Source organism: Streptomyces sp. NPDC059255, from assembly GCF_042752355.1.
In the GTDB taxonomy this organism is placed as follows: domain Bacteria; phylum Actinomycetota; class Actinomycetes; order Streptomycetales; family Streptomycetaceae; genus Streptomyces.
On sequence record NZ_JBHYZP010000007.1, the window covers coordinates 222,356 to 247,060 of the forward strand.

The window sequence follows — 24,705 nt, forward strand, 5'->3', positions numbered from 1 at the left end:
GGCCGGGGCCTCAGACGCGGTCGACGATCCCCACCCTGCCGTCGGCGCGGGCGCAGTGGCCGCCGCAGAACCAGTGCCCGTCCACCTCGACGCCCTGCCCGATGACCTGGACCCGGCAGTGCTCGCAGATCGGCGCCATCCGGTGGATGGCGCAGGCGAAGCAGTCGAAGACGTGCACCGCGCCCTGCGCGTGCACCTCGAAGGACATGCCGTAATCGTTTCCGCAGACCTCACAACGTGCCATGCGCCACAGAGTGGAGCGCCGGGGGCCGGGGAGCGAGCGGGCCGGTGGCGAGTCGCGGGTCAATTCACCCGTCTGCTCACCCGTCCGCCGATCCGTCCATGGGGAACAGCCCGGGAGCCGACTCCTGCGCCGGTACGGGACGGCCCTCGGGTACGGGACGGGCCTCCGGTACGGGGCGGCCCTCCGGTACGGGGCGGTCCGCGGCGGGCGCGGGGCCGCCCGCGGGCGTCACATCCCGCAGGAGCTGAGTGAAGGCCGCCTCGTCGACGACCGGGGTCCCGAACGACGCCGCCTTGACCGTCTTCGACGTCGAGGCCCCCGGATCGTTCGTCACCAGCAGGCTCGTCAGCCGGGACACGCTCGTCGCGACATGCAGCCCCGCCTCCACCGCCCGGTCCTCCAGCAGCTCCCGGTCGACGGACGTGTCCCCCGAGAACGCCACCCGCATCCCCTGCTTCAGCGTCCCGCCCGGCACGTACCGCCCCGGGTTCGGATAGGGACAGGAGGGCCGCTTGCGCGACGGCCGCCAGCTCGTCTGACGGTACGACGGCTGATACCCCACCCGGGGCCGCGACGGGGCGTCGGACCACTCGGTCAGCGGCCGGCACTCCAGCAGCGGCAGCCGTACGCCGCCCCGCGCCGCGGCGTGCAGGCTCGGCCGGAACGCCTCGGCCAGCACCCGGGCGTCGTCCAGCGCGTGGTGCGCGCGCCGCTGTACGACACCGAAGTGCGCGGCGAGCGACTCCAGTTTGTGGTTGGGCAGGGGCAGGCCCAGCTCCTTGGAGAGCGCGATGGTGCACAGCCGCTGCCGGGTGGGGGCGGTGCGCTTCGCGCGCGCGTACTCCCGGGCGATCATCGACCAGTCGAAGATCGCGTTGTGCGCCACGAGCACCCGCCCGTCCAGCCGCTCGGCCAGCTCCTCGGCCACCTCGGGGAAGAGCGGCGCGCTCGCCAGCACCTCACTCGTCAGACCGTGGATCCACACGGGCCCCGGATCGCGCTCCGGGTTGACGAGGGTGTACCAGTGGTCCTCGACATTGCCGAGGGCGTCCAGACGGTAGACGGCGGCGGAGATTATCCGGTCGTCGCGGGCGAGACCCGTGGTCTCGACGTCGACCACCGCGTACCCCTGTGGATAGGCGGTCGGCCATGCCGCTGAAGTCGTCTGCGTCTGGTCGTCAAGCATGGTCACAGAGAATACGGGCCGGGACCGACAGTGCTGTTGCCCGGTCAGCCGTTGCCCCGTCAACGGCCTTGACGGGCGGGTCGGTACGCGCGCCACGAGGCCCCGGGGTGAGACCTTGGCGGGATGACCGACTCCACGAAGCAGGACGAACCGTCCGGCGAATCCCCTCACGAACCCCACGACGAACCCCACGGTGACTCCCTCGGCCCCCGCCTCAACTGGCTGCGCGCGGCCGTCCTCGGCGCGAACGACGGCATCGTCTCCACGGCGGGCATCGTCGTCGGGGTCGCGGGCGCCACCCAGGCCCGCTCCACCCTGCTCACGGCGGGGCTGGCCGGGCTGCTGGCCGGATCGATGTCGATGGCGGCGGGGGAGTACGTGTCCGTCTCCACCCAGCGCGACTCGGAGAAGGCGGCGCTGGAGACGGAGAAGCGGGAACTGCGCGAGCAGCCGCAGGCCGAACTGGACGAGCTGACGGAGATGCTCGCGGCCCGCGGGCTCTCGCAGGACGTGGCGAGGGAAGCCGCGGAACAACTCACCCACCGCGACGCCCTGCGCGCCCACGCGAGCGTGGAACTGGGCATCGACCCCGACGCCCTCACCAACCCCTGGCACGCGGCGGGCGCCAGCTTCCTCGCCTTCACGGTGGGCGCCCTGCTCCCCCTCCTGGCGATGGTGCTCCCGCCGGCGTCCCTGCGCCTCTGGATCACGGTCCTGTCTGTCCTGGCGGCCCTGGCCCTGACGGGCTGGGTCAGCGCCCGCCTCGGCTCGGCGGCGGTGGGCCCCGCGCTGCTGCGCAACGTCGCCGGGGGAGCGGTGGCGATGGGGGTGACGTACGGGGCGGGGACGTTGCTGGGGGCGGCGGGGGTGTGAGGGGGCGGGGCTACATCTCCACGATCCGGCCGGGTGGGAAGGCGTACCTGCCGCGTACGGAGGTGCCCCCGCCCAGCACGATCGTCAGGTTGTCCAGTGCGGCCAACGGGGACAGGTCGATTCCTCCGGCGTGGCGTGCGCAATGGACCAGGTCGAGAGTCCGGAGCCGGGGAAGCCGCGCCAGAGGCTCCAGCCCATCGGCGAGGTGGCAGTTCACCAGAGCGACGACCGTGAGTGAGTGCCAGTCGGCGAGCCAGTCCAGGCGCAGGTCGTCCTGATCCTCCAACTGGAGGGAGGCCAGGGGGATGGGGGACGGAAGGCCGCTCAGCTCGTCCGCGTTCCGGTCGCCGGAGACATGCAGGTAACGAAGCGCCGTCAAGGAATCGATGCCGTTCAGCGTCACGTGGCCGACACCACGGCGCAGGCTCAGGTGGGTGAGGTGCGGGCCGAGATGGAGTTCACCGACGCTCGTCGCCGCCACGGGGGTGTCGAGAGAGATGTCCGTGAGCCGGCGCATCTGCCGAAGCGGAGAGAGATCCCGGAGCGCTGTGCAATCCACCAGGCTGAGCCGTCGCAGGGACCGGAGTTCCGTCAAGGGGGACAGGTCGGTCAGTGACGGGTTGCTTCCGAGATACAGGCTTTCCGCCACGGACAGCACACGCAGGGGAGACACATCGGCAAAAGGGCCGAGGAGGGAAAGGCTGCGGACGTCAGGAAGCAGCCGCAGCGCACGGAGTTGACCCTCGGTCCGTACATGGAGGGCCACTCGTGTCCAGTCGCGATGTGCCAGCACCTCTCGGGCATACCACTCCGCCTCGAAAGCACCCCAGGCCGTTGACACCTGGATACTCACCTCGCGACGGTCGTCCTCCTGGAACCGGGAGATCACCTCCAGCGCCGCATCACCCCCCACCAGCCCGGCGGTTCTGGTCACTCCCGCAGCGCTCCATTCATCCAGCCCCTCCGGCCCCGGCAGCAGCTCCAGCACCAGCTCTCCGGCCTTCGCCAATTCCTCCGCCTCATCAAGACCACGCGGCGGAATCAGCAGTGCCGTTCGCTCCTCGATCTCCGTCCGCATCGCCGGATCCAGCTCCGGCGCGTGCTCCAGGGACGCCGCCGCCAGGAGCACCAGCCGGTTCCTGTGCCGCTGGACCCTGTCCGCGCGGCGCAGCAACTGCCGCAGCAGCCTTACCCGTTCATCGGCCCGCGCGTGGCCGACCGCCATCCGGACGACGTCGTCCCACTGGTCGTCGTGTGCGTTGCGTACCAACACGCCGAAGTCGCGTGCCTCGACCGCCGCCTTGGCCCCCAGGTAGTCCTGGAACGTCCGGTGGACAAAGTCGACAGTGCCCGGGACGGGTGCCCGAAGGAGGCCGCTGCGGATCAGCAGATGCGCGAAGACCTGCTCCGGGGCGCCCTCCACCTGCGGCATCGCGGCCAGCCACTCGCCCACCATCTCCACGGCCTCCTCGCGGGCCGCCTCCACCTGCCCGTTGCGGATCAGCCAGTAGGCCAGCCGCTGGAGCAGCGCCGTCTGCTCGTCGCGCGTGAGGTCCACGCCTTCGACGCCGACCACCTCGCGCTCCGTGTCCCGGCGTACGAGCAGCAGGTCCAAGGCCGCGTCGTACAGCTCCTTCCTCGCCCGCGGCAGACGCATCCTGCGGTCGCGGTTCAGGGCACAGAGCAGCGCGCACATCAGCGGGTTCGTCGCCAGCCGGCCCAAGTCGCGCCGCCCTGCCACCGACTGGAGCAGGGAATGTTCGTACGTGTCGAGCATCGCCGCATCCGGCGGGCGCCCCTGACGGGCCGCTTCATGCCAGTGCGCGACGAACGCGCGAATGTCGCTGCGCTCCATCGGCAAGAGCGAGTGTGCCGTGAAGCCGTGGCCCGTGAGCCAGTCCTCCGGGACGGCGGACGGCCGGGTCGTCACCACGTACCGGGCCTGAGGGAAAGCCACTATCAGGGACTTCAGCCAGGTCTCCGTACGGGCGCGCAGCCGCATCGGCACCTCGTCCACCCCGTCCACCAGCACCAGCGCCCGGCCGCTCGTCAGCAGGTCCTCTGTCCACCCGGCCGGTTCCGAGCCGTACAACGGCACCCCGGTCGCCCGCAGAAAGCGTGCGGGCAGCGGCAGTTCGTCGGAGGTCGTGAACGCGCGCAGCCGCAGCACGAAGGGCACGCACACATTCCAGGCGGCGAGCTCGACAGGGAAGGTGCGCCGGGCCGCGTTGAGCGCCAGCCACTGGACCAGCGTGCTCTTGCCGGAGCCGGCCGGGCCACGCAGCACCACCCGCTGCGCGCCCTTGAGCGCTTGCTCGGCCTTGACCGGGCCCCGGTCGACGGCCGCCACCACGTTGAAGTCGTCCGCCCGGAACGCGGTTCGGTTGTAGGTGCGGTCCTCGGCGGTCACCGCGAGGCTGATGTACGCCGTGTCCAGCGGCCATTCCCTCGCCGACCTGCCCAGCGTCAGCCCGTACAGCTCCAGCCGGCTCTGAGTGGCCGCCACGTACTCCGCGTACCGCCTCTCGAACTCCAGCGCGGCCGTTCCGGGGCGCGGGCCCAGCCGGTCCCGTACGTCCTCCACCAGCTCCCGTGTGCGCCCCGCCGCCCGGGTCTGTTCCACCGCCGCCCGGGCCGGGAACGAGGGGTGCGCCGTGAGCTGCTCCACCACATGCGCACAGCACAGCCCGAGCAGTTCGTCGTACAGCCCGAGTGCTCGCTCGCTCAGACCCGCCGCCGGGGCCCGCAGCCGGGTGGTCAGCCGGGCCGGGTCCAGGTCCAGCGAGAAGAGCAGCTCCGCGTCGAGGGCGCCCGCCGCCGCGAAGGTGTCCTGTACGGAGTCGGCCGCCGCTCGCCGCTCGTGCTCGGGGAGGGCGGCGTACGCGTCGGAGAGGCGTCCGGCCAGGACTCTTGCCAGCCGGCGCGGGGCGTCCTGGCCCATCGGACGAGGGAGCGGGCGGACCGGGTCGCCGACCAGGGCCGCGCCCGGCCGTGGGGTCAGCAGGGACTTGGCGATCGCGCCCGCGACCGTACCCGCGAGACGGATCAGTAGCACTTCCGGACCTGACACAGCAGCCTCCCCCGACGCCGGTACGCATGATCGTACGGTCGTCGGGGGAGGCCGGGGGCGCGTTCGCCCGCGCCCGGTGCTGTGCGCCGCTACTTGCTGACGGCGGCCAGGGCGTCTACCAGGCCCGCCCCGTAGAAGCTGTTGTAGCGCTTGCCGCCCTCGCAGACGGCGTCGATCCGGCCGTCACCGTCGATGTCGTACGCCTCCGGGCAGGCGACGTCGTCCGCCTGCGCCTTCAGCAGCGCCTTGATCGCCCACGCGGGGGCGTGCGGGTGCGTCGACTTCAGCAGGGCCGCCACGCCCGCGGCGTGCGGGGAGGCCATCGACGTACCGGCCATGTAGCCCCAGCCGCCGCCCGGCAGCGGGCCGAGGATCAGACCGCTGGTGGCCGGCGGGGCCGGGGTCTGGTAGCGGGTGGAGTCGCCGCCCGGGGCCGCGACGTCGATGACGCCCAGACCGTGGTTGGAGAACGAGGACTTCAGGTTCTTGGCGCCGGTGGACGCGACCGTCACCACGCCGGGCAGCTGGGTCGGTATGTCGAAGCACTCGGACGGGTCGATGACCCGCTCGCCCGGCGTCGAGTCGTTCGGGCTGCTCGGGTCGGTGATCGAGTCGGCCGCGAGGTCGTAGTTCTCGTTGCCCGCCGCGGCCACGTTGACCGTGCCCTTGCTCTCCGCGTACCGGGTGGCCCGGGTGATCGAGTCGACCAGGGCCTTCTGGTCCGGGTCGCTCGTGCAGTTGAAGTACCACGGGTCGGTGTAGTAGCTGTTGTTCGTCACGTCCACGCCGTGCTCGGCGGCCCAGACGAAGCTGCACACGACGGCCTCGGTGAAGAAGTACCCGGCCGGGGTGGACGCCTTGATGCCGGCGACCTTCACGCCCGGCGCGACACCGGTGATCCCGACGCCGTTCTTCGCCCCGGCTATCTCCCCCGCCACATGGGTGCCGTGCGGGCTCTCCTCGGCGGTCGGCCGCCAGGCGCCGTCCGTCGTGTCGGGCTTGCCGCTCACGCAGTTGACCGAGGCGGCGCGGTCGAAGTTCGGGGCTATGTCCGGGTGCGTGTCGTCCACACCCGTGTCGATGACCGCCACAGTGACGTTTTTGCTGCCGAGGGTCTTCTCGTGGGCCTTGTCCGCCTTGATGGCGGGCAGGTCCCACTGCAAGGGCTCCAGCGGGTCCTGGGCCAGTGCCCGGCCCGACGCCCCGCCCGCCTGCTTGTTGGCGCGCTCGGCCTTGGCGGTCGCCGCCGCGATCTCCTCGGCCGTCACCGCCCGGGGCGCCCCGAGGTCCGTCGTGGACTGCGAGGGCAGCGGCGAGGTACGCGTCGCGCCGGCCGAGTCGACGCCCCTGACCTTGCGGACGGTCCGGGCGAAGTCGGGGTTCTGCGAGGTGGCGACGATGACCCCGATGCGGTCGTAGGTCGTCACCACCGTGCCGCCGGCCTTGCCGATCGCCTTCTCGACCGACCGGGCCGTGGAGCGCCCGCCGCGGGTGTTGACCACGTACGAGAGCTTCGGCCCGTCCGTCACGACCGGGGCGGACGGGCCGCCTTCCGGGGCCGTGACCGCGGCCGTGGCCGTACCCGCCGGCAGGAAGCCGAGCGTGACGGTGAGGGCCAGACCTGCGGGCAGCGCGAGGACGCGCCGCCGTCTGGATCCCAGATGAGCCATGGGTTCTCCACATCATCCGTGAGAGCCGTCCGGGCGCGGGCTACGCCTGGACGGGTACATGACCAGTGAAGTTATCGCTGACCAGCCGCGCTCATCAATCACTTCCCGAATCCTTTCCGGAAGAACCGGAAGAAAAAGGCCGGTGTTGAACCGCTTCGCCGCGCCTCCCGTGCCGTTGTCAGGGGGACCAGTACCTACGCGTTCCCTGTGAGGTCTCCCGTCCCCATGAACCACCCCACCGCACCCGCGTCACGAGGAGAGTCCGTGGCTTCCGACACACCGCCGCCGCCCGAGGGCGGTACGGACACCAGCACCGCCCCGCCCACACCCGAGGGGGCCCCGAAGGACGGGGCTCCGCAGGACCGGATCCCGGCGGACGGGTCCACGACGGCCCAGCCCACGACGGCCCAGTACGTCGCGGTGCAGCAGAGCGAGGAGTTCGGCGAACTGCGCCGTACGTACCGCTCCTTCGCCTTCCCGCTGACCGTCGCCTTCATCGCCTGGTACCTGCTGTACGTCCTGCTGTCCAATTACGCGGGCGGCTTCATGGGCACCAAGGTCTTCGGCAACATCAACGTCGCGCTGGTCCTCGGCCTCGCGCAGTTCGCCACCACCTTCCTCATCGCCTGGGTCTACTCGCGGCACGCGGCGCGGAAGCTCGACCCGCAGGCCGAGGCCATCAAGTCCCGCATGGAGGCGGACGCATGAGCCACCCCGTCACTCTCCTCGGCCAGTCGGCCCCGGTGCAGCTCGCCGCCGCCGGCGACGCCAGCGAGCACCGGCCGCTGATCATCACGCTCTTCGGGCTCTTCGTCGTGGCGACCCTGATCATCACCGTCTGGGCCGGCCGCCAGACCAAGGACGCCTCGGACTTCTACGCGGGCGGGCGGCAGTTCACCGGCTTCCAGAACGGCCTCGCCGTCTCCGGTGACTACATGTCCGCCGCGTCGTTCCTCGGGATCGCCGGGGCCATCGCGCTCTTCGGGTACGACGGCTTCCTCTACTCCATCGGCTTCCTCGTCGCCTGGCTGGTCGCGCTGCTGCTCGTCGCCGAACCGCTGCGCAACTCCGGCCGGTACACGATGGGCGACGTCCTCGCGTACCGCATGCGCCAGCGCCCGGTCCGTACCGCCGCGGGCACCTCCACCATCGTCGTGTCGATCTTCTACCTGCTGGCGCAGATGGCCGGCGCGGGCGTGCTGGTCTCCCTGCTGCTCGGCATCACCAGCGACGCGGGGAAGATCGCCATCGTCGCGCTGGTCGGCCTGCTGATGATCGTGTACGTCACGATCGGCGGCATGAAGGGTACCACCTGGGTGCAGATGGTCAAGGCCGTCCTGCTCATCGCGGGAACCCTGCTGATCACGCTCCTGATCCTGTGGAAGTTCCACTTCAACCTCTCCGACCTGCTGGGCACGGCGGCGAGCAACAGCGGAAAGGGCGCGGCCTTCCTGGAGCCCGGTCTCAAGTACGGTGCGACGGCCACCTCGAAGCTGGACTTCATCTCGCTGGGGATCGCCCTGGTCCTCGGTACGGCGGGGCTGCCGCACATCCTGATCCGCTTCTACACCGTGCCGACCGCGCAGGCGGCCCGCAAGTCGGTCATCTGGGCCATCGGCATCATCGGCGCCTTCTACCTGATGACGATCGTCCTCGGCTTCGGCGCCGCCGCGCTCCTCAAGCCGGACGACATCATCGCCTCCAACAAGGCGGGCAACACGGCGGCTCCCCTGGCGGCCCTGGAGATCGGCGGCGGCGCCGGGTCGACGGGCGGCGCGATCCTGCTGGCCGTGATCTCGGCGGTCGCCTTCGCCACCATCCTCGCGGTGGTCGCCGGGCTGACGCTCGCCTCGTCCTCGTCGTTCGCCCACGACATCTACGCCAATGTGATCCGCAAGGGTGAGGCGACCGAGCAGGAGGAGGTCCGCGCGGCCCGCTGGGCGACCGTCGCCATCGGTGTCGTCTCCATCGGACTCGGTGCCATGGCCCGCGATCTGAACGTGGCCGGACTGGTCGCGCTCGCCTTCGCCGTCGCCGCCTCGGCCAACCTGCCGACGATCCTGTACAGCCTGTTCTGGAAGAGGTTCACCACCCAGGGCGCCCTGTGGTCCATCTACGGCGGTCTGTCCTCGTCCGTCCTGCTGGTGCTCTTCTCGCCGGTCGTCTCGGGCAAGCCCACGTCGATGTTCCCGGACGTCGACTTCCACTTCTTCCCGCTGGAGAACCCGGGGCTGATCTCCATCCCGCTGGGCTTCCTGCTGGGCTGGCTGGGCACCGTACTCTCCAAGGAGGAGCCGGACAGCGGCAAGTACGCCGAACTGGAGGTCAAGTCCCTCACCGGTACGGCGGCGCACTGACCTTGGGCGGGTGAACGAGTCCTTCTCCGGGGCCGCGTCGTGGAATCCCGCGACGCGGCCCCGCTGCTGTCAGCCCTGACAACCCTGTTGGAGGTCTGACGTAGGCTCGAAGGAGCCGGATCCGATCACCGGCCGGTCACTGGCCGGTCACCGGGGAGCCACACCCACCACCAGACGTCACCGGGAGGGGCCAGCGTGCTCATCGACACCTACGGCCGGGTTGCCACGGATCTTCGTGTCTCGCTCACGGACAAGTGCAATCTGCGGTGCACCTACTGCATGCCGGAGGAGGGTCTCCAGTGGCTCACGAAATCCGAGCTGCTGACCGATGACGAGATCGTCCGGCTGATCGGGCTGGCCGTGACACGTCTGGGCATCGAGGAGATCCGCTTCACCGGCGGTGAGCCGCTGCTCAGGCCGGGGCTCGTCGGCATCGTGGAGCGGTGCGCGGCGCTGGAGCCGCGCCCCAGGATGTCGCTGACCACCAACGGCATCGGGCTATCGCGTACGGCGGCCGCGCTCAAGGCCGCCGGGCTGGACCGCGTCAACGTCTCCCTCGACACCCTGCGGCCCGACGCCTTCAAGGCCCTCACCCGCCGTGACCGGCACCGGGACGTCCTCGACGGACTGCGCGCGGCCCGTGACGCGGGGCTGACCCCCGTCAAGGTCAACACGGTCCTGATGCCGGGGGTCAACGAGGACGAGGCCCCCGACCTGCTGGCCTGGGCGGTCGAACACGGCTACGAGCTGCGGTTCATCGAGCAGATGCCCCTCGACGCGCAGCACGGCTGGAAGCGCGACAGCATGGTCACGGCCGGTGACATCCTGGCCTCGCTGCGGACCCGCTTCACGCTGACCGAGGAGAGCGGGAGCACCCGGGGCTCGGCGCCCGCCGAGCGCTGGCTCGTGGACGGCGGCCCGCACCGCGTGGGGGTGATCGCCTCCGTCACCCGTCCCTTCTGCCGCGCCTGCGACCGCACCCGGCTGACGGCCGACGGCCAGGTGCGTACGTGCCTGTTCGCCCGGGAGGAGACCGACCTGCGGGCCGCGCTGCGCTCGGGCGCCCCCGACGAGGAGATCGCGACGCTCTGGAAGCTGGCGATGTGGGGAAAGAAGGCCGGTTCCGGTCTGGACGATCCCGCGTTTCTCCAGCCGGACCGGCCCATGTCAGCCATCGGAGGCTGAATCGTGCTCCCCGCGATTTTCCCACTCCTCCAGGGTCACGACCTCCTTGAGGAATCCGCGCACCCCCAGGAACGACGAAAGGTGTTCCCGGTGCGCGTCGCACGCCAGCCACGTCTTGCGGCGCTCCGGCGTGTGCAGCTTGGGGTTGTTCCAGGCGAGGACCCAGACGGCGGCGTCCCGGCAGCCCTTCGCGGAGCAGACCGGAGCCGCACTGTCGTCAGGGGAGTCAGGAGCGGGGAAGAGGGGGAAGTTCACCCACCCACCCTAGGGCGTCGCGGTCATGCCCCCGGTCGTGATCGACCCTGGAAAAGGCGACGCCGAGCAGCCACGGGGGGAGCTGCCCGGCGTCGGTCCGTCGCTCCGACGGGGGATGCGGAGCGCCTGCAAAGTATGTCACGCGCAATGGGGTGCCGTGCACCGGAACTTCACGATTGATCTGAGCTTTTCTTGAGGCTGCGCCTGCCTCAGGCGGACGTGGTGAGTCCGCTCCCGCCGGTGTCCGCCGCCTCTCGTCACGTCGGTTCACGTGTCGGTGACGGCCCCTCACGGTACTCCCGGCCGGTGCTCCCGGCCCCCGCTTGCGCCGTGCCGGACGCGGGCGGCGCCGCGATCATCGGGGGCAGGGTCGGCGTGCCCACGAACGTGGCGGGCAGCGCGGGGGAGTTCTCCCGGCCCGCGTTGGCGATCACCACCGCCACATAGGGCAGCAGCACCCCCAGGGCGAGCGTCACGATCGCGACAGGCCTTTGCACGTTCCACAGGGCCACCGTGGCGATCACCGAGAGCGTCCGTACCGACATCGAGATCACATACCGGCGCTGCCGGCCACGTACATCCTCGGCCAGTCCCGTACGGGCCCCGGTGATCTGGAAGACCTCCGTGCCGCTCTGCTTCCGCATCACGTACCACCACCCGATTCCCGCCGCCGGACTCCCCGGACCGGAGTACCCCTCACGGTACGCCCGGCGCCCGGCGGCTACGAGAGGGGGTCACCCTTCAGCGTGACCGACGCCCCTCGTCGGTCCGGCCGACGCCGCTCGTCACGTCCCGTACGGCCGCGTCCGACATGCGTCGTATGGGCGATCGCCACAGACTGGCCCTCATGCGCACATCGCGCCGCGTGAGGAGGCGACCATGAGTTGGTTGTGGGTCATCGTCGTGGGCCTGGTGCTCGGCCTGATCGCCAAGGCGATCATCCCGGGCAAGCAGAACATCCCGCTGTGGCTGACGATCCTCTGCGGGATCCTGGGCAGCGTGCTCGGCAACGCCGTCGCCGGCTGGCTCGGGGTGGCCGACACCAAGGGCGTCGACTGGACCCGGCACGTGCTCCAGCTCATCGGGGCCGTCATCGTGGTCGCACTGGTCACCAAGCTCTGGCAGGCGATCCGCGGCAGCAAGGGCACGGGCGCCACCGGCACCCGGGAGCGAATCTGACGGCCCCGGAACGGCACCCACCCCGGAGCAGGACCCGCCCCGGAACGACACCCGTCCCGGAGCAGGACCCACCCGGGCAGGGAGTACGACAGCACCGCGGCCGGGGGCGAAGGCGGTGGCCCGCCTCCCCCGGCCGCGGTGCTGTGTCGTACTCCGGCGCTGTCGTGACGCGCGCCGGTTCGGCTCAGCCCGCCGTGACCTCGATCGCGGCCAGGTTCTTCTTCCCGCGGCGGAGCACCAGCCACCGGCCGTGCAGCAGTTCCGTGCGGTCCGGGACCGCCTCACCGTCCGCGACCTTCACGTTGTTCACGTACGCCCCACCCTCCTTGACGGTCCGCCGCGCCGCCGACTTGCTCGGCGCCAGACCCACTGCGGCGAGCAGGTCCACCACCGACGCCAGCTCCGTGACCTCGGCGCGCGGCACCTCGGAGAGCGCCGCGCCCAGCGTCGCCTCGTCCAGCTCCGTCAGCTCGCCCTGGCCGAAGAGCGCCCGGGAGGCCGAGATGACCGCCGCGCACTGCTCCGCGCCGTGCACCAGCGTCGTCAGCTCCTCCGCCAGCGCCCGCTGCGCGGCGCGCGCCTGCGGACGCTCCGCCGTGGCCCGCTCCAGCTCCTCCAGCTCCGCGCGGTCGCGGAAGCTGAGGATGCGGCTGTACGCGGAGACGTCGCGGTCGTCCACGTTCAGCCAGAACTGGTAGAACGCGTACGGCGTCGTCATCTCCGGGTCGAGCCAGACCGCGCCGCCCTCCGTCTTGCCGAACTTGGTGCCGTCCGCCTTCGTCATCAGCGGCGTCGCCAGCGCGTGCACCTCGGCGCCCGGCTCCAGGCGGTGGATCAGGTCCAGGCCGGCCGTGAGATTGCCCCACTGGTCGCTGCCGCCCTGCTGAAGGACGCAGCCGTACCGGCGGTACAGCTCCAGGAAGTCCATGGACTGGAGCAGCTGGTAGCTGAACTCGGTGTAGCTGATGCCCTCGTCGGACTCCAGCCGCCGCGCGATCGAGTCCTTCGTCAGCATCCTGTTGACGCGGAAGTGCTTCCCGATGTCCCGCAGGAACTCGATCGCGGACAGGCCCGCGGTCCAGTCCAGATTGTTGACCATGGTCGCCGCGTTCGGGCCCTCGAAGGAGAGGAACGGCTCGATCTGCGACCGCAGCCGCTCCACCCAGCCCGCCACCGTCTCCGGGTCGTTCAGCGTGCGCTCGGCGGTCGGCCGCGGGTCCCCGATCTGCCCGGTGGCCCCGCCCACCAGCGCCAGCGGCCGGTGCCCGGCCCGCTGGAGCCTGCGTACGGTCAGCACCTGCACGAGATGACCCACGTGCAGGCTGGGCGCGGTGGGGTCGAAGCCGCAATAGAACGTGACCGGACCGTCCGCGAGCGCCTTGCGCAAGGCGTCCTCGTCGGTGGACTGGGCGAAGAGCCCGCGCCACTTCAGGTCGTCGACGATGTCCGTCACGGTCGTTTCTCTCCTCGGATGGTGCACACTCGGACAGCGCGGATGATGCCGCGCCGAATCACCAGTCTATGGCGGTCATACACCCTGGCTGACCGAGCTCATGTTGAAATCGGGGACGCGAAGGGCGGGCATCGCGGCACGGGTGAACCAGTCGCCCCACTCGCGCGGCAGCGTCTTCTCCGTACGGCCGGCCTCCGAGGCCCGGGACAGCAGGTCGACGGGCGACTCGTTGAAGCGGAAGTTGTTCACCTCGCCGACGACCTCACCGTTCTCGACCAGATAGACGCCGTCCCTGGTCAGACCCGTGAGCAGCAGGGTCGCCGGATCGACCTCGCGGATGTACCAGAGGCAGGTCAGCAGCAGCCCGCGCGAGGTGTTCGCCACCATCTCGTCCAGCGAGCGCGCGCCCCCGCCGTCCAGGATCAGATTGCCGATGCCGGGCGCGACCGGGAGCCCGGTCAGGGCGGCGCTGTGCCGGGTGGTGACGAGACGGTCCAGGGTGCCGCCGCGTACCCACTCCGTGGGGGCGAGGGGCAGCCCGTTGTCGAAGACGGAGGCGTCGTCGCCGGAGGCGTGCGCGATCACGAACGGCGCGGACTCCAGACCGGGCTCGCCCGGGTCGCTGCGCAGCGTGAGCGGCAGCTCCGACAGCTTCTCCCCGACGCGGGTGCCGCCGCCGGGCCGGGAGAAGACCGTACGGCCCTCCGCCGCGTCCCGGGCCGCCGACGACCAGAGCTGGTAGATCAGCAGATCGGCCACGGCGGTCGGAGGCAGCAGCGTCTCGTACCGCCCGGCGGGCAGCTCCACCTTGCGCTCGGCCCAGGCGAGGCGCCGCGCCAGTTCGGCGTCGAGGGCGGCGGGATCCACGTCCGTGAAGTCGCGGGTGGCCCGCCCGGCCCAGGCGGAGCGCGAGCGGTCGGGCGACTTCGCGTTCAGCTCCAGCGTGCCGCTCGGCTGGTCGTGGCGCAGCCGTACGCCCGTCGACGTACCGAGATACGTGGAGGTCAGCTCGTGGTTGGCGAAACCGTACAGTTCCCGGCCGCCGGCCCGGGCCCGGGCGAAGGACTCGCCGAGCGCGGGCGCGAACTCCGCGAAGACGGCGGAGGTCGTCTCGGCGGGCGCGTCCGTGAAGTCCCCCGACACCTGCTCCGCCCCCACCAGCGGCTGCGCGTCCTCGGCGGGCCCGGCCCCCCGCGCGGCGGCCTCGGCGGCCCGCACCAGCGGCTCCAGGTCGTCGGCGGTGACGGCGGAGCGCGACACGACCCCGGAGGCGGTGCCCCGCGCCCCGTCCACGGTCGCGATGACGGTGAGCGTACGGCCCCGGGTGACCCCGTTGGTCGTCAGCGCGTTGCCCGCCCAGCGGAGGTTGGCGGAGGACTGCTCGTCGGCGATGACCACACAGCCGTCGGCGGTGGACAGTTCGAGGGCGCGCTCGACGATCTCGTGCGGCGCGCTGATACGGCTGGTCGGGGAAGTCATCGGCCCGCCTCCTGCGTCGTGTTGAGACTGTGCTGTCCCGGGGGACACTGTGCTTGCAGGCGGCTCCGCCGCGGGCCGGACCCCCGGCCGATCGGGGTCGTCGCGGTCGTTGTGGTCATCGGCCCGCCTCCTGCGTCGTGTTGAGACTGTGCTGTCCCGGGGGACGACCCCCGGACCCCCGGCCGGGTGATCGCCGCGGTCACCTCCCCGCCTCCTGCGTCGTGTTGAGGATGTTGACGCCGCGGAAGAGCGCCGACGGGCAGCCGTGGGAGACCGCCGCCACCTGGCCGGGCTGTGCCTTGCCGCAGTTGAAGGCGCCGCCCAGGACATAGGTCTGCGGTCCGCCGACCGCTTCCATCGAGCCCCAGAAGTCCGTGGTGGTCGCCTGGTAGGCGACATCGCGGAGCTGGCCCGCCAGTTTGCCGTTCTCGATCCGGAAGAACCGCTGCCCCGTGAACTGGAAGTTGTAGCGCTGCATGTCGATCGACCACGACCGGTCGCCGACCACATAGATCCCGCGCTCCACCCCGCCGATCAGATCCTCCGTGGCGAGCCCGCCCGGATCCGGCCGCAGCGACACGTTCGCCATGCGCTGCACGGGCACATGCCCCGGCGAGTCCGCGTACGCGCAGCCGTTCGACCGGCCGAGGCCGGTGAGCTGCGCGATCCGGCGGTCGAGCTGGTAGCCGACGAGCGTGCCCTCCTTGACCAGGTCCCACGACTGCGCCTCGACGCCCTCGTCGTCGTACCCGATCGTGGCGAGCCCGTGCTCGGCGGTGCGGTCGCCCGTCACATTCATCACCGAGGAGCCGTACGCCAACGTCCCGAGCTGGTCGAACGTGGCGAACGACGTCCCCGCGTACGCCGCCTCGTACCCCAGCGCCCGGTCCAGCTCGGTGGCGTGGCCGATCGACTCGTGGATCGTCAGCCACAGGTTGGACGGGTCGACGACCAGGTCGTACGTTCCGGCCTCGACGCTCGGCGCCCGCATCTTCTCCGCGAGCAGCTCCGGGATGCGCTCCAGCTCCGCGTCCCAGTCCCAGCCGGTCCCGGTCAGGTACTCCCAGCCCCGGCCGACGGGCGGCGCGATCGTGCGCATCGAGTCGAACTCGCCGCTCTTGCCGTCGACCGCGACCGCCGTGAGCTGCGGATGCAGCCGTACCCGCTGCTGGGTGGTGACGGTGCCCGCCGTGTCCGCGTAGAACTTGTTCTCGTGGACCGTGAGCAGCGAGGCGTCCACATGCGCCACGCCCTCCGCCCGCAGCAGCCGCTCGCTCCACTCGGTGAGCAGCCCGCTCTTCTCCTCGTCGGGGACGGTGAACGGATCGATCTCGTACGCCGACACCCAGGTCTTCTCGGCGTGCACCGGCTCCTCGGCCAGCTCCACCCGCTCGTCGGACCCCGCGGCGGCGATCACCTTCGCCGACAGCTTGGCCATCGCCACGGCCTGCCCGGCGACCCGCGCCGCCGCGTCCATCGTCAGATCCACCCCGGACGCGAAGCCCCAGGCCCCGCCGTGCACCACCCGGACCGCGTACCCGAGATCGGTGGTGTCGGAGGACCCGGCGGGCTTCCCGTCCCGCAACCGCCAGGCCGCGCCGCGCACCCGCTCGAACCGGAAATCCGCGTGCTGCGCGCCGAGCGCCCGCGCCCGCGCGAGCGCGGCGTCGGCGAGCGCCCGCAGCGGCAGCGCCAGGAACGACTGATCTACCTCGTGGGGCACGTGCTGCCTTCCCTTCTGATCACGCTCTGGTTGTCGCACCTTCCATGCGTCCGCAGTGAATCATGCGCGGCAGCCGGTCCGAAGGCCCATTACGGCACCTCGGCCGCTTGTGGCTCGGGGTGTGGTACGTGCCGAAGGGGCACCGCCAACCGGATGGTGGGCATGGTGAGTGCGCGTGGCGTGGCCCGCAGCCTGGGCCGACGCGGAGGCGGGCGGACTCGGTCGCGGAAGGGTAAGGATCTTGGACACCGGGATGCGCCGTGCAGTCCAGCGGCATGAGCTGAGCAGCTCTGCCGGGACTGGGCCGCGCATTTCGCGGCGCCCGAGACGTTCGGAGGGCTGCCGATCGACGTGTCGTACGGCACTGTCCCGGATCCGGCGAACCGAGTGTCGTACGAAGTCGATGTCGTGGTCCGGGGCGCCGTCGGTCAGGACAACGGGGTGCTGCTGGCACTCGGCGAATGCAAGTGGGGCCAGGTCATGGAAGTGGGGCATCTCGAACGGCTGCGTGGGATCCGGGATCTGCTGGCCGGGCGCGGCACGGATGTGTCCCAGGTCCGGATCGTCTGCTCCGGCGGAGCGGGGTTCACCCCCGAGCTGCGGGCCGCCGAGAAGCGTGGAGAGGCCGTGCTCGTGGATCTTGACCGGCTGTACGGCGGGGAGTGAGCCCGCGGCGGGGCCCTGCGGCGATCGGTCCGCGCGTTTCTGTAGGGATCCGACAGGGAGTACCCCGAGGCGCTGTCAGGGGCCGAGTCCTCGTGGAACGGGTGGGACCTATAGGTTTTCAGGGGTAGCAGACCCCCTGAGGAAAGGCTGATCCGTTGAGCCGCTCGGTTCTCGTCACCGGAGGAAACCGGGGCATCGGCCTCGCCATCGCCCGTGCCTTCGCCGACAACGGCGACAAGGTCGCCATCACCTACCGCTCCGGCGAGCCGCCGCAGGTCCTCACGGAGCTGGGCTGCCTGGCGGTCCGCTGCGACATCACCGACAGCGAGCAGGTGGAGCAGGCATACAAGGAGATCGAGGAGAAGCACGGCCCCGTGGAGGTGCTGGTGGCCAACGCCGGTATCACCAAGGACCAGTTGCTGATGCGGATGTCCGAGGAGGACTTCGCGTCCGTGCTCGACACCAACCTCACCGGCACCTTCCGCGTCGTCAAGCGCGCCAACCGCGCGATGCTGCGGGCCAAGAAGGGCCGGGTCGTGCTGATCTCGTCCGTGGTCGGGCTGCTCGGTTCGGCGGGGCAGGCGAACTACGCCGCGTCCAAGGCCGGTCTGGTCGGGTTCGCCCGTTCCCTCGCCCGTGAGCTGGGCTCGCGGAACATCACCTTCAATGTCGTCGCACCCGGCTTCGTCGACACCGACATGACGCAGGTACTCACCGACGAGCAGCGCGCGGGCATCGTCTCGCAGGTGCCGCTCGGCCGTTACGCGCAGCCGGAGGAGATCGCCGCGACGGTGCGGTTCCTCGCCTCCGACGACGCCTCGTACATCACTGGAGCCGTCATTCCCGTTGACGGCGGATTGGGCATGGGTCACTGATCACATGAGTGGAATCCTCGCCGGCAAGCGCATTCTCGTGACGGGGGTCCTCACGGAGTCCTCCATCGCCTTCCAGGCCGCCAAGGTGGCGCAGGAGGAGGGCGCGGACGTCATCCTCACCGGCTTCGGCCGGCTCTCGCTCGTCGAGCGCATCGCCAAGCGGCTGCCCAAGCCCGCCCCGGTCATCGAGCTGGACGTCACCAACCAGGAGCACCTGGACGGGCTGGCCGACAAGATCCGTGAGCACCAGGGCGAGGGGGCCGGGCTCGACGGTGTCGTGCACTCGATCGCCTTCGGCCCGCAGGGCGCCTTCAACTTCCTGGAGGGAAGCTGGGAGGACGTCTCCACGGCGGTGCACGTCTCGGCGTACTCCCTGAAGTCGCTGACGACGGCCTGCCTGCCGCTGATGGGGCGCGGCGGCTCGGTCGTCGGCCTCACCTTCGACGCGCAGGTCGCCTGGCCCAAGTACGACTGGATGGGCGTCGCCAAGGCGGCCCTGGAGTCCACCAACCGCTACCTCGCGCGTGACCTGGGCGCACAGAACATCCGCTGCAACCTGATCTCGGCCGGTCCCCTCAAGTCGATGGCGGCCAAGTCGATCCCGGGCTTCGAATCGCTCGCGGACGTCTGGAACCACCGGGCCCCGATCGGCTGGGACCTCTCGGACCCGGAGCCGGCCGGGCGTGGCATCGTCGGCCTGCTGTCGGACTTCTTCCCGAAGACCACCGGCGAGATCGTCCACGTCGACGGCGGCGTGCACATGATGGGTGCCTGACCAGGGGCTGATACGTCTCGGCAGTACTGGGGAGCCGCGTGTTCCGTCCCGTCCCGGGGACGGCACGCGGCTTCCGCGCTTCTCCCCGGCTCCCCGAGTCGAAAAGAGCGCCGCTTCGCCGCACACTGGGCGCAACGCGCCGTGCGGTGGGGGAGGAGGTGCCCGTATGCGTCCCTGCCGTTCCCCTGCCGCCCGCCTCTCCCGTCACCGTCGCCGGGCGGCCGTTCTCTCAGCAGCCGTGCTGGTCGCCTCGGCGTTCACGGTGGCCGCCGGGCGCCCGGGGCAGGACCGCCCGGGCGCCGACCGGTTCCACGCCACCTGCCGTACGGAGATCCAGGGCTCCCACGCCCTCGCGTACTGCCACAACCCGTACCCCGAGACGGACCGGGTCCGGCTGCACGTGGACTGCGCGCGCTGGTGGGACATCGACGCCGTCGGCGCGCCCGTGGACATCGGGGCCGCCGGATACGTCCGGCTCGCCGACCGGTGCTGGAAGGAGATCCGTTCCGTACGGGTCAGCCACGAACGCCCGTGACCACGCAGTGCTCGGTGTAGCTCGCCGCCTCGGCCGCCGCCGTCTCCGCGTCGCCGGCGCGGATCGCCGCCACCAGCCGCGCGTGGTCCATGTGGTTCTCGGGGCGCAGCTCCCGGCCCACGCCGTCGCGGAGCCAGTCGCGCAGGAGATGACCCAGATCCGCGTAGAGCGCCGTCAGCACCTCGTTGTGCGAGGCCGCGACGACCGCGAGGTGCAGGGTCGCGTCCGCCGCCACGAACCGCTCCGCGTCTCCCGCGGCCCACGCCTCCTCGCGCCGCGCGAGGAGCGCGTCGAGCTGCCCCAGATCGCGTTCGGTACGGCGCCGGGCGGCCAGCCGCGCGGCCGAGGACTCCAGCGTGGAGCGCAGCTCCGCGACGTGCAGGGGATCCGCGTCGGCGAACCGGCGGTGCATCACCCCGGCCAGCTCGCTGGTCGCGACGACATACGTGCCCGAGCCCTGCCGGATGTCCAGCAGCCCGTTGTGCGCGAGGGCGCGGACCGCCTCGCGGACGGTGTTGCGCGCCACGCCGAGCTGCTCGACCAGCTCGGGCTCGGTGGGGATGCGTGAGCCCACCGGCCACGCGCCCGACGTGATCTGATTCCGCAGCTCGGCGATCACCTGATCGGAGAGCGCGGAGCGCCGGGGAGAGGTCAGTGCCATGGTGCTCCTGGTCTCGAAGAGGGACAGCGTCCCGCAGGCGGGCAGTCTCCCGCAGACGAGCGGCGTCCCGCGAGTGGACAGTCAATCATCCCATGATTCTATGATGGGCTCATGCCTGACGAGTCGCACACCTCTCTCCGTCCGCAGACCGAGCGCATACCGGCAGCAGCCGCAGGCGTGACCATGACCGCGCCGCCGCTCCCGGTCGGGCCCTCGAAATGGCGCACGCGGCTTCTCGTGGCCGGGCTCGTCCTCGCCGCCCTCAACCTCCGCCCCGCCATCACCAGCCTCGGCGCCCTCCTGGAAGAGGTGCGGGACGGGCTGCACATGAGCGGCACCCTCGCGGGGGTCCTCACCTCCGTACCGCCGCTCTGCTTCGCCGCCTTCGGCTTCGCGGCGCCCCGGCTGGCGCGCCGCTTCGGCCCCGGCGCCGTCGTGCTCGTGGGGATGGCGGCGGTCACGGCCGGAGTGGCGCTCCGGCCGTTCGCCGGCGGTACGGCCGGCTTCCTCGCCGCCAGCGCCTTCGCGCTCATGGGGATCGCCGTCAGCAATGTGCTGATGCCGGTGCTCGTCAAGCGCCACTTCCCGGACCGCGTCGGCACCATGACCGGCCTGTACTCCATGGCGCTGGCGCTCGGCGCCGGGACGGCGACCGCCGTGACGGTCCCGATGACCGAGGCGCTGGGCGGCAGTTGGCGTACGGGACTGGGCGTCTGGGCGGTGCTCGCCGCCGCGGCCGTTCTGCCGTGGACCGTCCTGGCGCGCGACCGCGCCCCGGGCGGGGACGCGGCTCCGGCCGGCACCGCCCCGGTGGCTCCGGGCGGCGGCGGTGGCGTGTCCGGTCTCCGGCTCGGGCGCAGCCGTACGGCCTGGGCCATGGCCTGGTTCTTCGGCCTCCAGGCCACCGGCGCGTACATCACCATGGGGTGGATGCCGCAGGTCTTCCGGGACGCCGGGGTTCCGGCGGGCACGGCGGGGCTGCTGCTCGCCGTGATCATGGCGATGGGCGTGCCGCTGGCCTTCGTGATCCCGCGGGTGGCGACCCGGATGAGCAGCCAGGGGCCGATCGTCGTGGCCCTGGGGCTCTGCGGGCTGACCGCCTTCGCCGGGCTGTATTTCGCGCCGGCCGGGGGAGCGTGGCTGTGGGCCGTGCTGCTGGGCATCTCGAACTGCTCCTTCCCGCTGGCCCTCACCATGATCGGCCTGCGGTCCAGGACGGGCGCCGGTGTCGCGCGCCTCTCGGCCTTCGCCCAGAGCACCGGCTATCTGATCTCCATCCCGGGCCCCGTACTGGTGGGCGTCCTGTACCAGCACTCCGGTGGCTGGGGGCTGCCGATCGCGCTGATGGCGGGGTTCCTCGTGCCGCAGATGGTGATGGGCGTCATCGCGGGGCGGGACCGGACGATCGAGGACGAGACGCGGATGCGAGACTGAGCGCATGCCAGTCCTTGACCCGAACCCCCAGAACGGGCAGCGGAAACTGCTGCTCGTCTTCGGCACGATCATCGGCATCATGGTGATCATCAGCATCGTTGCGACCATCGCCAGCCCCTGACAGCCGCCCCGTCCGCCCTTGCCCCTTGCTCGTGGGCCGTGCTCGTGGGCCGGCCGGGGTGGGGTTGTCCCCCCATCCCCTAGGGGGCGTGGGTCAGGGTCAAGTGGGTGGGTCACCGGATGGGAGCCGGGCCCGCCGATCCGTAGCGTGGAGGCATCACGGATCACCGACCCGAATCACCGACTTCCGGAGGCGGCCATGCCGGCCCGTACTCACTCCCGGTCCCACTCCCCGCTTCCCTCCGGCGACGTCGAAACCCGGCTGCCGTGGTGGTCGGTTGCCCTGCCCTCCATAGCCTTCGTGGTCCTGTTCCTGCTGGTGGCGGATCCAGGCCAGGCGCACGCCGTGCCCGCCGACCCCACGGTCGGCCGGATCCTGGAACAGCTGCATCTGACGCTGGCCCGGTAGTACCGGTCAGCGGTGACGGCGGTGTTCACCCGTGCCGGGTGAGCACGTCAACACCCTGCGCCCGCTGGCTCATTTCATGCGAAGCTGGGAAGCATGAGCGTCGAAACACCCCGCAGGATCGTCCTCCTCCGGCACGCGAAGGCCGACTGGCCGGACGTGGCCGACCACGAAAGGCCGCTCGCCGACCGGGGCCGTGCGGATGCGCCCATCGCCGGCCGCAGGCTGGCCGCGACGGGTATCGCCTTCGATCTGGCCCTCTGCTCGACCGCGGCCAGAACGCGAGAGACCTGGAAGCTCGCCGTGGCGGAGCTGCCGCAGCGCCCCAGGACCGTCTACGAGGACCGGCTGTACGACGCCGCCCTCGGTGAGTTGATCGCAGTGGTCAACGAAACCCCCGACGAGGTGCGCGACCTCCTCCTCGTCGGGCACAACCCCGGCACGCACGCCCTCGCCGACGCGCTCGCGGGCCGGACGGAGGGCGACGCGCTCACCCGGATGAACAGGAGCGCGTTCCCCACCGCGGCCTTCGCGGTCCTCACCTTCGACGGCACCTGGAAGTCGGTCGAGCACGGCGTGGCGACGCTCACCGAGTTCTGGACGCCGCGCGACTGATGCGTGACTGATGCGCGACCGAATCCGGCCGTACGGCGCGGGGGCGGGCGTACGCGGGCCGGAGCGGGCCGTGCGCGGCCAGGCCGTAAGCCGGCCAGGCCGTACGCGGGCCGGGCTGTACGCGGTGAAGGGGGAGGGCCCGGTACGGCGGTCGGCGCGTACGCCGACTCCGCGCCGGGGCCCTCCCCCTTCACCTTGTCCGGCTTCACCTTGTCCGGCCTCGTGCGGCCGTCGGCTCAGTCGGTCCGGCCGTTCCGCGGACCGGGCTCGACGGGTATGGCCGGTTCGTCGAGGCCGTCCTCGCAGTCCGCGATCTCGACCTCCTCACGGGTGATGCCGAGCAGATACAGCACGGTGTCCAGGAACGGTACGTTCACCGCCGTGTGCGCGGCCTCGCGGACCACCGGCTTGGCGTTGAAGGCCACGCCCAGTCCTGCCGCGTTCAGCATGTCCAGGTCGTTCGCGCCGTCCCCGATGGCGACCGTCTGTGCCAGCGGCACCCCGGCCTCGGACGCGAACCTGCGCAGCAGCCGGGCCTTGCCCTCCCGGTCGACGATCTCCCCCACGACCCGTCCCGTGAGCTTCCCGTCCACGATCTCCAGAGTGTTGGCGGCGGCGAAATCCAGCCCGAGCTGTCCCTGGAGAGCGTCGGTGACCTGGGTGAATCCGCCGGAGACCACCCCCACCTGGTAGCCGAGCCGCTTGAGCGTACGGACCAGGGTGCGGGCGCCGGGGGTGAGCCGTACCTCGGCCCGTACCTTCTCCACCACCGACGCGTCCAGCCCGGCGAGCAGGGCGACCCGGGCGTGCAGGGACTCCTCGAAGTCCAGCTCCCCGAGCATGGCCCTCGCGGTCACCGCGGCGACCTCGGCCTCGCAGCCTGCGTGCGCCGCGAACAGCTCGATGACCTCGTCCTGGATCAGGGTCGAGTCCACATCCATCACCACCAGCCGCTGGGCCCGGCGGTGCAGCCCGGCCGAGACGACGGCGACATCCACCCCGATCCCGGCCGCCTCGGTGGCGAGCGCGGTCCGCAGCGGTTCGGTCTCCACCCCGGACACGGCGAACTCGACCGCCGTGACCGGGTACTTCGCGAGCCGGAAGATCCGGTCGATGTTGCCGCCGGTCGCGGTGATGCTGGCGGCTATGGCCGCCGTCGACTCGGCGGTCAGCGGGTTGCCGAGGACGGTGACATGCGAACGGCCGCTGCCGCGCGGGCGGTTGTCGCCCGTACCGGAGATGATCTCGGCCTGTAGTTTGAGGGATTCGGTCCAACTGTGCACGGTGGCCCGCAGCTCGCCCTCGCCGGCACCGGCCGCGGTCGGCGCGGTGACGAGTGCGCACAGGACGATACGGCCACGGGTGACGACCTGCTCGATGTCGATCACGTCGACGGAGAAGGCGGCGAGGGTGTCGAAGAGCCCGGCGGTGATCCCCGGGCGGTCTTTTCCGAAGATCTTGACGAGGAGGGTCGGGACGTCGGAGTTCAGACGGGACTGAGTTGCGCTCATGGTGGTTCCACCGTATCGGGCGGGGCGCGGAAACCGGCCAACCGTCCCGCGTACCGGACAGCGATCATCCGGCGAGGGCGGGGATGACCAGCGGATACGGTGCGCCCCTGGCCTCCGGGTCACTCCCTGGCGCCTCCCGCGCACCCTCCGGTACGCGGGAAGTACCCGACGTACCGGATTACCTGACTCCGCTACGGCCCCCGGGCCGTTCACCGATTGGCGAGAAAGCGATGGTTTATATCGTCCCCAACCGGTCCGATGCCGTCCGGTGCGCTCCGGGGCGGCCCCGGACATCCCTCCCGGCTCCCCGGCCGGAGCCGTGGTTTGTCGGCCTTGTTGCTTTCCATAGGTCTTTGTTCTCCGCCGACAGGCCTCCCTTGTGGGCCTGTTACACGCTTGTGCCGGTATTGCACACGGCCCGACTTTCAAAGTC

The 24,705-nt window shown here is 71.2% G+C and carries 24 protein-coding genes; 13 read left to right on the forward strand and 11 right to left on the reverse strand.

The features are described 5' to 3' along the window. Positions 1-10: 10 nt before the first annotated feature. Together ACFXKG_RS12675 and ACFXKG_RS12680 are read right to left on the reverse strand one after the other, a co-directional pair. Positions 11-244, reverse strand: a complete 234-nt coding sequence (locus ACFXKG_RS12675; RefSeq protein WP_384836423.1) for a hypothetical protein — start codon at positions 242-244, stop codon at positions 11-13. Between the two features lie 76 nt (positions 245-320). Further along, positions 321-1,436, reverse strand: a complete 1,116-nt coding sequence (locus ACFXKG_RS12680; RefSeq protein ID WP_384836426.1) for a DEDDh family exonuclease — start codon at positions 1,434-1,436, stop codon at positions 321-323. A 117-nt stretch (positions 1,437-1,553) separates the two neighbouring features. Between ACFXKG_RS12680 and ACFXKG_RS12685 the strand changes: the two genes are divergently transcribed. Beyond that, positions 1,554-2,303, forward strand: coding sequence for a VIT family protein (locus tag ACFXKG_RS12685; protein WP_384836429.1), 750 nt, complete (start codon positions 1,554-1,556; stop codon positions 2,301-2,303). Positions 2,304-2,313: 10 nt separating this feature from the next. Here ACFXKG_RS12685 and ACFXKG_RS12690 read toward each other — a convergent pair whose 3' ends face one another. Continuing rightward, positions 2,314-5,373, reverse strand: coding sequence for an NACHT domain-containing protein (locus ACFXKG_RS12690; protein ID WP_384836432.1), 3,060 nt, complete (start codon positions 5,371-5,373; stop codon positions 2,314-2,316). Between the two features lie 89 nt (positions 5,374-5,462). Then, a complete protein-coding gene (locus ACFXKG_RS12695; protein ID WP_384836435.1) occupies positions 5,463-7,043 on the reverse strand; it encodes a S8 family serine peptidase in 1,581 nt (526 codons plus the stop codon). A 264-nt stretch (positions 7,044-7,307) separates the two neighbouring features. Here ACFXKG_RS12695 and ACFXKG_RS12700 point away from each other — a divergent pair, with 264 nt between their 5' ends. The 3 genes from ACFXKG_RS12700 (at position 7,308) to moaA (ending at position 10,585) form a co-directional block, all read left to right on the forward strand. Further along, entirely contained in the window at positions 7,308-7,751 is a 444-nt protein-coding gene (locus ACFXKG_RS12700; RefSeq protein ID WP_384836438.1) for a DUF485 domain-containing protein, read from the forward strand. Beyond that, positions 7,748-9,400 (forward strand): cation acetate symporter, encoded by a 1,653-nt coding sequence (locus ACFXKG_RS12705; protein ID WP_384836441.1) that lies wholly within the window; start codon positions 7,748-7,750, stop codon positions 9,398-9,400. Before ACFXKG_RS12700 ends, ACFXKG_RS12705 begins: the two co-directional genes overlap by 4 nt. Positions 9,401-9,595: 195 nt before the next feature. After that, positions 9,596-10,585, forward strand: a complete 990-nt coding sequence (moaA, locus tag ACFXKG_RS12710) for a GTP 3',8-cyclase MoaA (RefSeq protein ID WP_384836444.1) — start codon at positions 9,596-9,598, stop codon at positions 10,583-10,585. Here moaA and ACFXKG_RS12715 read toward each other — a convergent pair. Together ACFXKG_RS12715 and ACFXKG_RS12720 are read right to left on the reverse strand one after the other, a co-directional pair. Further along, positions 10,568-10,840, reverse strand: coding sequence for a hypothetical protein (locus ACFXKG_RS12715; RefSeq protein ID WP_384836447.1), 273 nt, complete (start codon positions 10,838-10,840; stop codon positions 10,568-10,570). The two genes, moaA and ACFXKG_RS12715, sit on opposite strands and share 18 nt — an antisense overlap. Before the next feature lie 257 nt (positions 10,841-11,097). After that, positions 11,098-11,484: a DUF3099 domain-containing protein gene (locus ACFXKG_RS12720; RefSeq protein ID WP_384836450.1), complete on the reverse strand. Its 387-nt coding sequence runs from the start codon at positions 11,482-11,484 to the stop codon at positions 11,098-11,100. A 235-nt stretch (positions 11,485-11,719) separates the two neighbouring features. Here ACFXKG_RS12720 and ACFXKG_RS12725 point away from each other — a divergent pair, with 235 nt between their 5' ends. Continuing rightward, on the forward strand, positions 11,720-12,019 hold the full coding sequence (locus ACFXKG_RS12725; RefSeq protein ID WP_384836453.1) for a GlsB/YeaQ/YmgE family stress response membrane protein: 300 nt from the start codon (positions 11,720-11,722) through the stop codon (positions 12,017-12,019). A 184-nt stretch (positions 12,020-12,203) separates the two neighbouring features. Here the strand turns inward: ACFXKG_RS12725 and tyrS are convergent, their stop codons facing one another. The 3 genes from tyrS to ACFXKG_RS12740 form a co-directional block, all read right to left on the reverse strand. Beyond that, complete coding sequence (tyrS, locus tag ACFXKG_RS12730; protein WP_384836456.1) at positions 12,204-13,472, reverse strand: tyrosine--tRNA ligase; 1,269 nt, start codon at positions 13,470-13,472, stop codon at positions 12,204-12,206. Positions 13,473-13,547: 75 nt separating this feature from the next. Then, entirely contained in the window at positions 13,548-14,951 is a 1,404-nt protein-coding gene (locus ACFXKG_RS12735) for a metallopeptidase TldD-related protein (RefSeq protein ID WP_384836459.1), read from the reverse strand. Between the two features lie 199 nt (positions 14,952-15,150). Further along, positions 15,151-16,674 (reverse strand): TldD/PmbA family protein, encoded by a 1,524-nt coding sequence (locus ACFXKG_RS12740; RefSeq protein WP_384836462.1) that lies wholly within the window; start codon positions 16,672-16,674, stop codon positions 15,151-15,153. A 387-nt stretch (positions 16,675-17,061) separates the two neighbouring features. Here ACFXKG_RS12740 and ACFXKG_RS12745 point away from each other — a divergent pair, with 387 nt between their 5' ends. The 4 genes from ACFXKG_RS12745 to ACFXKG_RS12760 all read left to right on the forward strand — a co-directional run bounded on the left by ACFXKG_RS12745 (position 17,062) and on the right by ACFXKG_RS12760 (position 19,525). Then, positions 17,062-17,340 (forward strand): hypothetical protein, encoded by a 279-nt coding sequence (locus tag ACFXKG_RS12745; RefSeq protein ID WP_384836465.1) that lies wholly within the window; start codon positions 17,062-17,064, stop codon positions 17,338-17,340. A 155-nt stretch (positions 17,341-17,495) separates the two neighbouring features. Then, positions 17,496-18,215 carry a 3-oxoacyl-[acyl-carrier-protein] reductase gene (gene fabG, locus ACFXKG_RS12750; protein ID WP_365818582.1) on the forward strand — a complete coding sequence of 240 codons (720 nt, stop codon included), beginning with the start codon at positions 17,496-17,498 and terminating at the stop codon, positions 18,213-18,215. Between the two features lie 4 nt (positions 18,216-18,219). Continuing rightward, positions 18,220-18,990, forward strand: a complete 771-nt coding sequence (gene fabI, locus ACFXKG_RS12755; RefSeq protein WP_384836468.1) for an enoyl-ACP reductase FabI — start codon at positions 18,220-18,222, stop codon at positions 18,988-18,990. 166 nt (positions 18,991-19,156) lie between these two features. After that, positions 19,157-19,525 (forward strand): hypothetical protein, encoded by a 369-nt coding sequence (locus tag ACFXKG_RS12760; protein ID WP_384836471.1) that lies wholly within the window; start codon positions 19,157-19,159, stop codon positions 19,523-19,525. Here ACFXKG_RS12760 and ACFXKG_RS12765 read toward each other — a convergent pair. Continuing rightward, positions 19,506-20,186: a FadR/GntR family transcriptional regulator gene (locus tag ACFXKG_RS12765; RefSeq protein ID WP_384836474.1), complete on the reverse strand. Its 681-nt coding sequence runs from the start codon at positions 20,184-20,186 to the stop codon at positions 19,506-19,508. The two genes, ACFXKG_RS12760 and ACFXKG_RS12765, sit on opposite strands and share 20 nt — an antisense overlap. Before the next feature lie 111 nt (positions 20,187-20,297). On the opposite strand from ACFXKG_RS12765, the gene ACFXKG_RS12770 reads away from it, so the two are divergent. From ACFXKG_RS12770 to ACFXKG_RS12785, 4 genes are all read left to right on the forward strand, one after another. After that, complete coding sequence (locus ACFXKG_RS12770) at positions 20,298-21,620, forward strand: CynX/NimT family MFS transporter (protein WP_384836477.1); 1,323 nt, start codon at positions 20,298-20,300, stop codon at positions 21,618-21,620. Between the two features lie 4 nt (positions 21,621-21,624). Then, positions 21,625-21,741, forward strand: coding sequence for an SGM_5486 family transporter-associated protein (locus tag ACFXKG_RS12775; protein ID WP_267899034.1), 117 nt, complete (start codon positions 21,625-21,627; stop codon positions 21,739-21,741). Between the two features lie 198 nt (positions 21,742-21,939). Then, a complete protein-coding gene (locus ACFXKG_RS12780) occupies positions 21,940-22,149 on the forward strand; it encodes a hypothetical protein (protein WP_384836480.1) in 210 nt (69 codons plus the stop codon). Positions 22,150-22,242: 93 nt separating this feature from the next. Then, positions 22,243-22,761: a SixA phosphatase family protein gene (locus tag ACFXKG_RS12785; RefSeq protein WP_384836483.1), complete on the forward strand. Its 519-nt coding sequence runs from the start codon at positions 22,243-22,245 to the stop codon at positions 22,759-22,761. A gap of 236 nt (positions 22,762-22,997) precedes the next feature. On the opposite strand, the gene serB is transcribed toward ACFXKG_RS12785, so the two are convergent. Further along, complete coding sequence (gene serB, locus ACFXKG_RS12790) at positions 22,998-24,272, reverse strand: phosphoserine phosphatase SerB (protein ID WP_384836486.1); 1,275 nt, start codon at positions 24,270-24,272, stop codon at positions 22,998-23,000. Between the last annotated feature and the right edge of the window lie 433 nt (positions 24,273-24,705).

Coding starts and splice junctions, on each gene's coding strand:
- ACFXKG_RS12675 (WP_384836423.1), bottom strand. CDS start 244: ATGGCACGTTGTGAGGTCTGCGGAAACGATTACGGCATGTCCTTCGAG.
- ACFXKG_RS12685 (WP_384836429.1), top strand. CDS start 1,554: ATGACCGACTCCACGAAGCAGGACGAACCGTCCGGCGAATCCCCTCAC.
- ACFXKG_RS12695 (WP_384836435.1), bottom strand. CDS start 7,043: ATGGCTCATCTGGGATCCAGACGGCGGCGCGTCCTCGCGCTGCCCGCA.
- ACFXKG_RS12705 (WP_384836441.1), top strand. CDS start 7,748: ATGAGCCACCCCGTCACTCTCCTCGGCCAGTCGGCCCCGGTGCAGCTC.
- ACFXKG_RS12720 (WP_384836450.1), bottom strand. CDS start 11,484: ATGCGGAAGCAGAGCGGCACGGAGGTCTTCCAGATCACCGGGGCCCGT.
- ACFXKG_RS12725 (WP_384836453.1), top strand. CDS start 11,720: ATGAGTTGGTTGTGGGTCATCGTCGTGGGCCTGGTGCTCGGCCTGATC.
- ACFXKG_RS12735 (WP_384836459.1), bottom strand. CDS start 14,951: ATGACTTCCCCGACCAGCCGTATCAGCGCGCCGCACGAGATCGTCGAG.
- fabI (WP_384836468.1), top strand. CDS start 18,220: ATGAGTGGAATCCTCGCCGGCAAGCGCATTCTCGTGACGGGGGTCCTC.
- ACFXKG_RS12760 (WP_384836471.1), top strand. CDS start 19,157: ATGCGTCCCTGCCGTTCCCCTGCCGCCCGCCTCTCCCGTCACCGTCGC.
- ACFXKG_RS12765 (WP_384836474.1), bottom strand. CDS start 20,186: ATGGCACTGACCTCTCCCCGGCGCTCCGCGCTCTCCGATCAGGTGATC.
- ACFXKG_RS12770 (WP_384836477.1), top strand. CDS start 20,298: ATGCCTGACGAGTCGCACACCTCTCTCCGTCCGCAGACCGAGCGCATA.
- ACFXKG_RS12775 (WP_267899034.1), top strand. CDS start 21,625: ATGCCAGTCCTTGACCCGAACCCCCAGAACGGGCAGCGGAAACTGCTG.
- ACFXKG_RS12780 (WP_384836480.1), top strand. CDS start 21,940: ATGCCGGCCCGTACTCACTCCCGGTCCCACTCCCCGCTTCCCTCCGGC.
- ACFXKG_RS12785 (WP_384836483.1), top strand. CDS start 22,243: ATGAGCGTCGAAACACCCCGCAGGATCGTCCTCCTCCGGCACGCGAAG.
- serB (WP_384836486.1), bottom strand. CDS start 24,272: ATGAGCGCAACTCAGTCCCGTCTGAACTCCGACGTCCCGACCCTCCTC.